The sequence below is a fragment of the Aeromonas sp. MR19 genome (genome assembly GCF_963899305.1).
GTDB lineage: Bacteria > Pseudomonadota > Gammaproteobacteria > Enterobacterales > Aeromonadaceae > Aeromonas > Aeromonas bestiarum.
In genome coordinates, this window is record NZ_CAWQWZ010000011.1 from 1 (window position 1) to 12,529 (window position 12,529).

At 56.4% G+C, this 12,529-nt stretch carries 7 protein-coding genes; all 7 read right to left on the reverse strand.

Annotated elements, in window-relative coordinates:
* Nucleotides 1-524: 524 nt before the first annotated feature.
* Entirely contained in the window at nucleotides 525-728 is a 204-nt protein-coding gene (locus AACQ95_RS05790; RefSeq protein WP_241278007.1) for a hypothetical protein, read from the reverse strand.
* A gap of 69 nt (nucleotides 729-797) precedes the next feature.
* The gene (locus AACQ95_RS05795; RefSeq protein WP_241278008.1) at nucleotides 798-9,335 is read right to left on the reverse strand and encodes an LPD38 domain-containing protein; all 8,538 of its coding nucleotides are present in this window, start codon (nucleotides 9,333-9,335) and stop codon (nucleotides 798-800) included.
* Nucleotides 9,336-9,483: 148 nt separating this feature from the next.
* Nucleotides 9,484-10,884, reverse strand: coding sequence for a hypothetical protein (locus AACQ95_RS05800; RefSeq protein WP_241278009.1), 1,401 nt, complete (start codon nucleotides 10,882-10,884; stop codon nucleotides 9,484-9,486).
* A gap of 11 nt (nucleotides 10,885-10,895) precedes the next feature.
* Complete coding sequence (locus AACQ95_RS05805; protein ID WP_096119240.1) at nucleotides 10,896-11,135, reverse strand: bacteriocin; 240 nt, start codon at nucleotides 11,133-11,135, stop codon at nucleotides 10,896-10,898.
* On the reverse strand, nucleotides 11,135-11,515 hold the full coding sequence (locus AACQ95_RS05810; protein ID WP_241278010.1) for a hypothetical protein: 381 nt from the start codon (nucleotides 11,513-11,515) through the stop codon (nucleotides 11,135-11,137). Before AACQ95_RS05810 ends, AACQ95_RS05805 begins: the two co-directional genes overlap by 1 nt.
* Before the next feature lie 10 nt (nucleotides 11,516-11,525).
* Nucleotides 11,526-12,158 carry a hypothetical protein gene (locus AACQ95_RS05815; RefSeq protein WP_241278011.1) on the reverse strand — a complete coding sequence of 211 codons (633 nt, stop codon included), beginning with the start codon at nucleotides 12,156-12,158 and terminating at the stop codon, nucleotides 11,526-11,528.
* 9 nt (nucleotides 12,159-12,167) lie between these two features.
* Nucleotides 12,168-12,527 (reverse strand): hypothetical protein, encoded by a 360-nt coding sequence (locus AACQ95_RS05820; protein ID WP_241278012.1) that lies wholly within the window; start codon nucleotides 12,525-12,527, stop codon nucleotides 12,168-12,170.
* Nucleotides 12,528-12,529: the final 2 nt, after the last annotated feature.

Sequence of the window (12,529 nt, forward strand, 5' to 3'; positions counted from 1 at the left end):
CCTTTGTTAAGCAGCAACAATATCATTGTGTCTGCTACCCCCCCCTAAAACCTTGCCACCAAAGGGTTGTCGCAGAATTTTAACAATGTGTATTTTCACTTTTACCCCCCCATTATCCCGCAGTTTCCCTCTCGTTTTGCCCCAAAATTTGCCCCAAAGACAGCCCAGCATCTCCCTAGTTATCCCATTAACTCGCATAAAAAAGCCCGCACAGTGGCGGGCTAACTTTGAATCCCTTCATGTCATGATGCGGTAGCTTCATCGCGAAGTCTTTCCAAAATACGCGCGATTGCATCCCAATCCTGCAGTGTCAAATCTACACCCCCAAGATACTCTTCAAGTTCCGCCAGTATTAATTCCATCCCGTGGTCCCCGCTGGTTTTTCTCAATCTCTCGATTGTGAAAGCACTGTATGCATATACAGCACAAAGGGTGACGCTATCACTTTTCACTCCATTAGTGTATTAAAACTGGCCAACCTACCTCGTAAGCCCTCTCCCCTTGCTAAAACCGTGAGCTAAATATCACCAGAGGCTAATGGTAATAAGCACAATAAAGCCAATTAGGATCAGGAAGAAGCCGAAGGCCATGAAGCTATCCAGGCTCTCCCGATCGGATTTGCTGAAACACCAACACCCGATCGCGGCGGGGATCAGACCCAGCGTAAAGCTGAAACTAAACGCTTTCAGAGCCAGTACCATAAAACCAATTGCAAGCAGTAGCCACATTGTCGAACACTCCCAGACAAAGGCTTCATGTTATCCCTCCAATGAAGCCAAGCCAGGGCCGCTATTACGCTACTCCCAGTTCTGCCGATTACGGTTTACCGCCTGAAACACCAGATCATTACGGCGGGACAACAGCTCATCGATACGCCGGCGTTTCTCTTCTGCCCCCAGAATTTTGTCGCGCTGGATTAACTCTATCTTGTTACGGACGACCCTCACTTGCTGCTGGGTTCGGCTCAGGTTACGGCGTGATTTTAAGATCCCGCCCTGCTCCTCTAACAACTCGCTGGCCTTATCGGTCAGCCCTTCGCTGCGATACTGATCCACAGTGCGCTTGAGTTGATTCACCTCATTCAGCATCCGGTAAAACTCTTCCATGTGTTGGGTAGATTTCGCAGGGCCAGTACCGCGGTATACAGCTTTGACCAGTGGGACCTCATCCGCTCGCCAGCTCGCTGCCTCCCCTGGACGGCTTGCTCGGATCAACCCATCAGCCGCAGCCATCACGTAGCTGCCCATCGTGCCGGTGTAGCCGATTAACATATGTTCCAGCTGCTTAGGAGATAAGCCTGACATCTCGCCAAGTTCGCGCATCAACAGGCTGGTCTGCTCGTTGTAACGGGCCTCAGCGCGTACAGCCAGATCCTGGGGGCCATCAATGGGCCCACCGCGAAAGCTGTCATAGTTGAATGCAGCCTCCACCATCGGCTTGACGATCTGCGGGGTCGGGTTGAGGGCGAAGGTATCGCCGATCGCCCGGGCAACCGCCTTGCCGAACTGGGCGCCGGTGTCTTTGTCACCCAGGGCACGCATCATTCGCTCCGGGATTGTGCCAAATATCACCCCGATCTCGAACGGCTTGGGGATCCGCCAGTGCTGATCGCCCACAAAGAAGTGCCAGTTTGTATCCTTATCCCAGTCAGGTAACGCCTCATACCGCTCATCGTCCCAGTTCGCAGCCAACAACCCCAATGACATCGCGGTGATCATGCCGGCGCGTTTCGCAATTTCGCGCGGGTTGTCGCGAAGCTCCCGGGTCAGCTTACCCAAACCTTGGAGCCTAGCATTGAAGAACGGCAACACCATGGCGGCCCCCTGGATAGAGTGGGCCGCCCCCAGCATGGAAAAGTCCATCAAGTCCTTCGACTCAAAGGCCGCCTGAGCATGGCTCTTGCCTGCCTTGATCGCCGCGTCATAGACAGCCTCACGGTTGCCGTTCTCAAAGGCTTCACCGTATCGGTTGTACTTCTCCCACACGTTAGCCACGATGCCCTTGGCATGAGCTGCATTGCGGATGATGGACTTCTCATACCTGGCGATTTGCTCTGGCGTCATCCCTTTGCGGCGTAGTGACTTGCGCACTGTGTCAGCCATCGCTCCCGGGTCATTGCCGTTGACGTAGCCACCCAAGAAGCTGGCCCCGCTGAACATCACGTCGATGGTGCTGCCATCCATGGCCAGGGTTTTCCTCACCCCCTTGATAGAGTCAATCACTGGCTTGAAGCCGTCTTTGCTGATCGCCCAGCTCGAAAGTGAGTCGCGCAAGAAGTTGCGCAGCATAAACTCGGGAGAGGCAGTCACACCGGCTGTCAGCAGGCGCTTGGCCTTAGCGGCGACATTAATCATTGAGCCAAATGGCTTACGGTCGAAGAAGGTCATGGCGCGATAGAGATCCGGATCCTCCACCTTGATCATGTATTCCTCCCCTTCAAGTTTGAGCATGATCCGGTCTTTACCATTGGCGAGGGCCTGATAGTCCATTTTGTTGGGCTTGGGAATAACCTCAATAATGCCTGTATCAGCCAGGTTCCAGACGGTCTTCTGAGCTGCCATGTTCTTCATGGAGGCGTCGATCAGCTTGGAGGTAGAGGTGAAGATGTTCTCGAGCAGATCGTTGGTGTTGGCCTCACCCCCCTTGAGCTTCTTGATACCGGCGTTCTGGTTGGCGATCCCCTTTGGCTTAAAGGGGGCGATCACGTCACCATCCTCAGATTCACGGAAGAAGGGGATATACCACTCGCTCTCAAACTCAGCCCGCGCCTCAGCGGTAAAGAGCCCAGCCTCTTGCGCCAGATCCAGTGTGGCGGCATTGAGCCGGTTCCAACGGGACTTTGCCTCGATAAACTTGGCCTCTTTGCCCTTGCCAACGCCTTTCAGCGCAGCAATGTCATTGGCATCGAGCAGGTTCTCACGCCCCTGCCCCAGCAGGATTTCAGCCCGGTGACCGGCCATCCAGCCCAACCAGTTATGCAGGTCGGCCCCCAGGTCAGAGAAGATCCCCAGCAACGCATCCTTCTCCCCGGTTCCGGTTTTGCGCTGGATCACCCCATCTTTCCACTCCGGCAGGCCATATAGCATGGTCGCCTGCATGGTGGAGGCAGCGCCGGTGGCCATCCGTGCAGCGATATAGCCAGAGTCGGCAGCGTCCGTAATACCTGCGGCTTGCTCTGCATACTTGATGGGAGCCAAGGCATCGAGCACTTCGGTGTTGGCTTTCTTGATGAAGCGGTCAACCCATGACTGCACCACGCTGCGATCGATTGATCTCAGCTTGGCAAGGTTGGCTTTGGTGTTATCGATGATGTCAGGTTTGGGGCCCAAATTGAGCTTTTCCATCGCCTTGTCGGCGACGGTATTGGACTGGCTCATCTTGATGCCACCAGGATTGGTTGCTGCCTTGCGAATATCATCTCGGGTGAGTATATTGGGATCTAGAACCCGTTCTGGTGAACCACGCTTGGGCAATTGGAGCCCTTGGGTCGTACCGAGCGGGTTTTGTTTTTCCCTGGCATACCTCAACAACCCGTCATCGACCCACCTCATCATTGCACTGCTACCACTGTCCTTCCCGTAAACGCTGGCTATACGATTGATCTCAACACGACCGGCCTTGGCATTGAGATGAATTGCGGTAATGACTGGCCTGCCTGATACATCAACGGCATCAACCAATATGGTCTTTGCTCCAAGTTCTGTTTTCGAGTCGAACACAGCTATCGGGTCATGTAGCAGCTCAGACATACTCTCGATTACCGACATTGGCACATCATGTTTGACCCCGTTTGTGGCCTTACGAACGATGTCCCTAGTAATGCGGAGAGGAAGGTCTGGCGCGCCGACACGTTGAAGGACAGGCGGAGTACGCCCTATCTCTATAACAATCTCCCCGCTTTTCGGCGATGACATCGCTTTTTCAAGTTGCTGGCGGTATCTATCTGACTCTCCTCGACTTGGCGTGAATGGATCGTTGTGTTGATCAGCCTCTTGGCTGAACTTTTTTCCACCGTCAGGGCCATCACCATCCTGCTCCCTGCGCTTCAGTTTCTTGCCCAGCCCCTCGATCAGGGTCCGGGTCTCAGCAGCAGTTATACCGTCAGGCACGAAACCAACTGAGCGCAGGGCTTTGGTGACCCAGGCAACGACCCGATCCCAGCCACTGCGCCAAGCGCTTGGTTCTAACTCAGCCAAATGAGCAACAACTTCTTCGGCCTGCACGCCGATATCCTCGTCGGCATAGTGAGTATCAACCCAGTCCCAAACAGCCTTCATGCTAGGGTTTTTCTTGGACTGGATCAGGCGGCTCATCAGCTTGGTGTATTCACCACCGCCAAGCACATTGGCTAATCCATAGTGCGCTAGCACCTCATGGCGTAAGATCTCACGCATCCGGGTAGGATTGGCAATCGTGTCGGCAGCCACATGTAGAGTACTGGAACCGTCATCGAACGCGGCTCGCCGGATCAAGCCCTCTTTAGCATCAAGCCCCAACGCACGCTCCAGGTCAGCCTGTGTGGCGTGGATCTGCACATCAATGCCATTCGCCCCCTGGTACTGCTTGAACCATATCTTGGTAACCAGCTCAGCTTCTTTTCTGGTCAGATGTTTGGCTGGCTTGTCGCCCTGGGCCATGGCTTGCTTGGAAAACAGGATCCGGCGATCCCCCTCCTCCCGTTCTTCAATGGTGTCAAAGAACTGATCAAAGCCAGTCCGGATGGCAGGAACCTCCCCGGCTGTCGGGTAGGGATAACTCCCATCAAGCTGCATACCCAACGAAGCTTCTGCATCCCAGGACGCTTCGCTGACGATATTGGCCAGGTAATCGTTACTGGCATTCTGGTCTTGCAACTTGGCAATCAGATACGACTCGAATGCCCGGGCGCTCAGCTCACGGGCGGTGGTCCAGTACGCCTTACTGCGCTTGTCATCCAGTTTGCGCGACCGCTCCTTTAGGGCTGTCTGCTTGATTGCCCGGTTGACGGCACCGAAGGCCTCGATCATCTCTTTACGAACCGCGCCACGATGGGTGAATCGGCTATCCCGAGCAGCCAAAGACACATCCAGTGCCTCGGTCATCATGTCACCTGGCTGGCCTCGGGTTCTGGCAAAGTAGCCATCAAGCGCATGCCACCACTCATGCCCTAACGAACCTGCCCCATTCATCTTGGTGAGGTTAATCACCACCTTGCCATGCTCGTAATGTGCAGCTGCAGGATTAACCCCACCAGATCCCCTGGCGCCGAACGCCAGCCCCAACTCACCATTGAGTGATAGAGCACTGGGCGAGATCCCCAGCACCGCCGCCATATCCATCAACGCATCGTAGGCATTGTTCAAGTCCCGCTGACGACGGCCCTGCTCCACCCAGTTACCAAACTCCACTCCGCGAAAGCCAAATGCCTCACCAAACAGATCAGGGGTAACGTCGGCCCCGCCGCGCATGTCCTCACCCACACGAGGCAGGTTGATGTCACGGCGTTCATGGGGGATCTCTTTGGCCTTTTCCAGCTTGCGGACCAGCTCGTCATAGTGCTCATCCCGGTACTTTCTGGCATCACTGACGTTATCGAATGCCGCTGTCAGGTCCAGGTGGTTGCGGCCCACCTTCTTCCCGACGATCCAGCCTTGGCCATTACGGCGGCTGTAGATGGCGAACGAGATGGCTTTGGGTTTACTGCCCGCTTGCGTCAATTGGTCATAGCGATGCTTGAACGCAGCAATCACTTCTGCCTTGCTCGACCCTGATGCAATGGTTCGCGGCCAGTTGCCGAAGACACTCGACTTGCTCTCTCGGCTCAGGGTCCAGATCCCCTTGGGAGGAGCGTATTTCACTCCCTCGTAGAGGCTGTAACTGCCCAGGTTGAGCTCGAGATCTGCCAGGCTTCGTTGGTGACCGACAGCCAGGTAAAGCTCTGCTCTGCTATGAATGCCATGGGCACTTCGCAGGCTGGTGCTCGACACCACTCGTTTCACCGTGTCGGCATCAATGGTGCCATCCATTAGGCCTAGAGATAGGTCGCGCAGCGACTTCACCACCTGCGCCCAATTACCGACCTTATAACTGACCCTTGGCTTGGCAGGGATAGCGTCACGAGCAGCCCTGGCAATGGCAACTGCATGGCGATCTACCCCTGACTCAATCAGCTTGTCGTAGTCTGGTGCCGGCCATGCCTTGGAGAGAGGCAGAGCCCTGATCTGCTCGGCCGTCTCTCCTTCGACTGTGTCGCGGTACACCGTCCAAGTATCCTTGCGCGCCCCACCGATCTTCTCGCCAAAATCTGCGATCTTACTCTGTGGATCGGCCTTGCCAGCCACCGCCGGCTTGGTGGTATCACCGTCACTGAGCCAACGCTTAAACGCCTCGACTGGCATGGCCTTGATGGCGCCCAGCCCCTTCCATCCCTTCTCATAATTGGCCAGGTAGCCAACGCGGGCGGCAGCTTCATCTGCAAAGCCCATCATCACCTTGTGCTCGTCAAACTTGCCGGTCTTGGGGTCCACCTGATCCACCACATAGACCGTTTCGCTATCCGGCTGGTCACCGATGAACACATCGACGTGATCGCCGTCAGCACCCAGGGTGCGCTTGATGTAGCCGTAGTCGTGAGCCATGGTCGATTGCCACGTCTTGCCGTCCTGATCGGTACCAGAGCGGGTGGAGCCCTTGGGGTTCTCGAGTGCGATATCCAGCCCCTGCAGCGTGATATGTCCCTTCTTGTAGTTACCCGCCTCCTTCTGTGCCTCCGTCGGCTCCGACGCCACCTCAACCCGGGCAGCTTCAATCTGCTGCACTGGCTTACTGGCAGCAGGGCTGGAAATCTCTCGCACCTTGGCAGTCGATGACTTAGCGACAACCAACCCACCTTTGCCAGGGAGCACCTTCACGCCACGGTCCTTAGCCCAGCTCTTGATCATGGGTAGATCACCTTTCAGGGTGATGGTGCCGTCAGAGTTGTTGATGGCCTCAGTCCACGGCGCAGGTGTCGATGTGGTCGCCCCAGAAACAACAACCCCGGCATCAGTGGCCGGGGCGGTTGTCAGTGTTGGGTCATCTCGTGATGGTCCATCAGGTGTAGGTAGAGCAGGAGAGAGGTCTGCCGGATTTCCAGTTCCAGTTCGTCCGGCAAGTTCGGCAGTGGTTGGTTCAGTACCTGCTGCAACTGGTTGGCCTGCTCCTGGCTGATCACCTTGTCGCTCACTGCTGATTGCAGGTACTGGGGTAACGGGCTCATTGCTCACCTCTGCTTGTGGTTGACTGGTAACGGTATCGTCGAGTTTCGTGGCACTTGCTTGCTCCACCTCAGCAATCTCGGCGACCCCAAAACCGCCACCATTAAGCGGTACCGGGGTCTCCTTACCCTTACGACTAGCAAGCTGGGCTTCTTTCTCGCTGGCAAATGGCTTGCCTTTGCGAGTAATGCGTAAGGTTTCGAGCGGGCCAAAGACAGAATCTGTTTCAGTTCCAGCTCGCGCGATCACTTGATCACGAACCTGTGTAGCAACCTCTGCAGCATACTGCGACTCAATACCCGGCTCAAACGTGGCACCCTGTAACGCCTCACGTTGAGCGATCGTCTCTTTTTGCTTCTGCTCGGCCGCCTGCCGATACCCATCAATCTCGCGCTCTTGCTCAGTTGGTGCCCTCAGCGCTTTCGGTTTATATCCGTCTGCGGCAACCTCGAGGGCACTTTTGTTACCCGCAAAGGGATCTACACCAAGATCGCCTGACTGAGCTCGCTCGTAGAGGCTTTGCCCCTGCTCTCCATCCTTGATCTGGGCTGCGACCAACTCTTCTACCGACTTGCCTGATTCACCAGACAGGGCGCGCTGTACCTCCGTATCTTCAGCCATACCTTGGTATCGCTCAGTAGTATCGTCTTGGCGCAGGTATGCAGGCACATCCCTCATTTCATCAAACTGGCTTTGGCTAGGACCTAGTGGGTTTTGCCCACCAACCTCTTGCAGAGGTTCAGCCAGCTCATCAACCGCAGCGGCCAAATCAGGGGCCCCGCCCATCTCTGTCTCGAGATCTGGAGCTTGCTCGGAGAACTGAGTATCCGTTTCATCGGTAACCGGCTGAGCGGGTTCGGTAAGTGGATCGGCTGTCGCTTGTGCCGTTTCTGCCTCTACGGAATGCGGGCCACCGCGTAGGCCACCGACTGCCCCCACAGCGCCACCAGTACCCATGCCGATCAGGCCACCTTCCAATGCGCTAGATACCACCCCCTTCATGGGGTCGATATCGGCACCAGCTACCTCGTTGAGAGATTCGTTCACAACATACTGCTGGACACCCTCCTCAAGGGTTTCACCAACCCCTTCCCCAGCAGCCCCCTTGGCCGCCCCTTTCAGCATGCCACCCGCTGCAGCCTTGCCTGCTAGCATCTTGAACAGCATGGCATCGCCCATCATGGACCCCATAGCGGCAGCACCCCAGGTCTTGGCATCACTCATGGTCGCGCGACTGGCCAGATTGGCAGTCTCTTCCCGCGCCCGTGCCAACTTCTCATCGTCCGTGAGGTGCTGGGTCTGCTGATCCTGGTCGATTCGGGTGAAGGCCTGGCGGAAAGTGTCACTCATGGCAAGTTCGTCATAGCTCATGCCGAGTACTGATTCTTTTGTATTCATACCAGCACTACCAACTGAACCGGTCGCCCCAGTTGTGATGGCGGCGCCAGTGGCAAGCCTGGAGACTGCTTTGACGGCCACCGCCTCTGCAACCGCCTGTGTTGCACCACGCTTGATCATGGATGCTGTCACTGCGCGGCCCAGGGTTGCCTTGGCTGCAACCCCAGTCACCCCGCCGGCAAGCAGTGTGGGTACCAGAGAGCCAACCCCTTGCGCCATCTTCATGGCCCAAACATCGATGTCACCCGCCCCATCCCCCATAGTTAGGCGACCCTCCGGCGTTTCATCAACAAGGCGACGGTTCATAGCTTCTTTGGCATCAGGGCTCATGCCTTCGGTCAGCGACTCAGCTCCAGATTTGGCCAGATCACCGGCCCCGGCGACAAAGTCCAGTGCAGGGCTAAGTTTGCTGGCCATGTTGGCGCGCGACTGTTCCAGATAATCACCGCCTGACTTGCCAGCATTCGCTTTGCCAAACTCGCTAGCTTGGCCGGCCAACTCGCCGATCCCACCGACCAGATCCAACGCGCCCGCACCGACGCCACGGGCAAGATCACCAAGCCCCACATCAAGATTACGAACAGTAGCTGCAGTGGAGAGGATCGGGGTGACAGAAGCTGCAGACAGACTGCTATCCAGATTGCTCCAGAATGGGTCATTGCGGGTATCGGATTGTTGCGGCTGTGGCAGGGCGTCACGCAATCTAGGCTTATCCATGGTGTCCTCGGCTTTCGGGCAAAAGAAAAGCCCCGAACAGCGAACCATTCAGGGCTTGAATTTGGAGGTGCGGGCCAATAAACAGACTGGCCGACTATGGGGAGATGCTAACGCTGGGAGGGGGGGAAGGCAACTACTGGCGGGCTTGTGCCAAACTCATCGCCTTATAGGCGTCCGTCTTCATATCACGCAGCCGGGTGGCGGTCACCGTTGCTTGTTCTGCCTTCTTCTGTGATATGGCCTGCTGGCGCCACATCTCAAAAGCTGTGCTCATTCTTGTGGGGTTCTCGAGCAAACTGTTGAGTTTGCCGTGTTGGTTTGCCTCTTTGATGAACTGCAGTCGCTCGGGATCCCCGCCAGTCCACTCTTTGATGGGGGCGCTGGTAGCTGACTCATCACGCTTGCTGGTCATGCCATAAGTACCAGCTGCAGCGGCCTTACTTGAATCAAGTTGGGCATCTAGTGCCTCCAACTGAATGTCTTTGTCCTCTGCATTACTGGAAGAGATCCGCGCCCGGTTCTGGCCATGCTGCTTCTCAAGGTCAGTCACTGCCTTCTTGTAACCAGCCCGGTCTGGGCCAGCAGTCAATCCAAGCGAAGTACGCAGCTGATCAGCATTACCCACCATATGCTTGGCAAGGGCTGCTCGCTGGTAGGCAGGCTTTAAGAAGTCATTGATGGGGATCACCTTGGGGGGATCATCCGGGGAAGAGGTGCGATTATTGGTGACCGGTCGCACATCCTTGCTGCCATCGTCATAGGTAACCTCCACCCCCAGTACTACTCCACGTCCATCTGGGCTCACCATGATATTGTTGAGCTGCTTGGCGGTGATGGTCTTGCCGCTATCCGGGTCTATGTCCCCCACCCCTTTATTGACCTCATCCTGATAGATAGTCCCAGCCGCCTTTATGAACTTCGGATCATTGATGAGCGCATGCCCCTCAGGGGTTGATGGATCCAACTTGCCACCCTCCGCCTGGCGCATCAGGTTGCCTGCATAGGTGACGAAAGTCTTGCCTGCCTCGGCATAACCTTGCTGCAGATAGCGCTCAGGGTTGTAGGATCCCGCCCGCTTATCTCGCACAACCCCCCAGAACTGCTCACCGGGATCTTTCCCCTCTGCAACCGCCTCCCAGCCAGACTGGATGATTGGCATGTTTTCCTGCTGGAAGAGCTGCTTCTCACGCTGTTCACCCTGCCATTGATACTCCTGCTGCTGACGGGCTTCGCTGGAGGCTGCACGACGCTCATAAGCATTTGCCCGTGCTTCAGCCGATTTTACTTGCCGCTCATTTTGAGCAAATTCTTTCTCATAGCGAGAATCACCAAGGTTATCGCGTTGCTTGGCATAATCGACACTCTCTTGATACCGCTGATCTGCGACCTCCTGCCGGCCCTGCTCGTTCTGCCACTGTGCGTCGCGCAGACTCATTGATTTATCCATGCGCTCGTCGTCTTTCTGACCACGCTGATACCGGTCCATCGTACTGAAGCCAGCCAGAAAGCCTTCTGCTAATCCTGATATAGCCATCACCTATCCCCTTAAAACAGACTGTCTGCCAGAAAACCCACGCCCGCACCAATCGCGGTACCGATGCCAGGCATGACCATGGTGCCGACTGCGGCACCCGTTCCGACTGCGCTCATGGTCTGGGCTTTACGAGCAGACTTGAGACTTTTATTGGCGGCTTCCATCTCCCCCTCGCGATTGGCCGCATCCCGCAGTCCAGCCATCCCCTGCTGACGCGTCTGAGCACCAATATCCAGAATCCCGTATCCCATCAGGCCTTACCCCCTGCCTTTATTGCGTCACGCAGACCAGCATCAGCACCCGTCAAGATCCCCATCTGGCGGGACTGCTCTTGCTCTCGTAACCCGTTTTCAGTCCCCGCAGTCATCAGCGCCGAGCGCAGCCCCTGGCTATTGTCATGGACGTTCTCATTTGCGCTGACGCCCATACGGGCATTGCGATTACCCGTTGCCTGTTGAGCTGAGCGAAGGGCATTAACACTGTTCCCGTCAACCCTCCCCAACTGGTCTTGGAGCAGTTGTCCGTTGGTGGCTAACGCCATCAACTCTTTCTGTTTGGGGTAAAAGCGGGTCTTCCAGTCCTGATACTGCTCCCGGGTAATTTTTGCGTAAGTGTCAGCGGCATATCCCATTGCTTACTCCTTAATAGCCTTTGTTTTGCAGCACAGATGCTGTCGGGCTGATCTTCTTGCTACCTGCGGCCACGGGGACTTTCACTTGCCCAAGTCCATAAGCGGTTGCCCCCCCAGCTAACGTACCCACCAGACCTGCCGTTGCCTGCTTATCCTGGAATGAGGTTTGGGCATCGCTCACCGCCTTGCGCAGGCTCGTGCTGGCCACATCCCCCATGCCGGCCAGCGACTCTGCTTTTTGGCCGGCACCAATGCTCACCACATCCTTAAGCCCCGCCACATAGCGATCCTGCTGGCTGGACTGGGCGCGGTTGGCAGTATCGGTCTGGCTCAGAGCCTGGTCAGTTTCCAGTGCTCCCATAGCCCCCTGGTACTTGCCGCTCGTCGGATCCACCCCGCCAGTAGCCAAGTTGTCAGCCAACCCTGAGCGCACCTCGCCGAAAGCTTGCGCGGTACCCAACGCGGCAGTACCGGCCAACTTGTCGTATTCCTGCTCGCTGTTGAGGTTATCCACCTTGTCCATGAAGATGTCTTCGTACTGCTGCAAGTCACTCTTGTAGAGGTCCCACTGCTCCGATGCCACGCCGGCTGCGGCCTTTTGTGCCTCAGTCTCTTTGATTTCGTTCGAGCCGCCCTTACCCATAGCCCCACCTCACAGGTTGATTTGAAATACATACAGGCCGTCAGCATCGTCGAGCCGACGCTCCCACCCCATCTTGGGTGCCGCCTTGAGCCACCCCTTGCGTACCGAGTGAAAGCGCAACCAGCGGGCCCCTATCATCCTGGCTAAACGCTTCACCTCCGGCAGATGGTGTTCCGGTGCGCCGCTATCACCCCAGCCGACCCATACCAGCACACCGGTGATCCCCTGCTCGACTATCGGCTTCAGCACAAAGCCGTCAGCACCTCGCACAAACAAAAACGCCACCCGGTTACGGATGGCGTCTTGTAGTTCGGCAGGTAGACCGGGGTTGCCGGTATCGGTAACAATCCGGTTAATGGAACTTAGCACCA

Coding starts and splice junctions, on each gene's coding strand:
- AACQ95_RS05810 (WP_241278010.1), bottom strand. CDS start 11,515: ATGGGATATGCCGCTGACACTTACGCAAAAATTACCCGGGAGCAGTAT.
- AACQ95_RS05790 (WP_241278007.1), bottom strand. CDS start 728: ATGTGGCTACTGCTTGCAATTGGTTTTATGGTACTGGCTCTGAAAGCG.
- AACQ95_RS05800 (WP_241278009.1), bottom strand. CDS start 10,884: ATGGCTATATCAGGATTAGCAGAAGGCTTTCTGGCTGGCTTCAGTACG.
- AACQ95_RS05815 (WP_241278011.1), bottom strand. CDS start 12,158: ATGGGTAAGGGCGGCTCGAACGAAATCAAAGAGACTGAGGCACAAAAG.
- AACQ95_RS05805 (WP_096119240.1), bottom strand. CDS start 11,135: ATGGGATACGGGATTCTGGATATTGGTGCTCAGACGCGTCAGCAGGGG.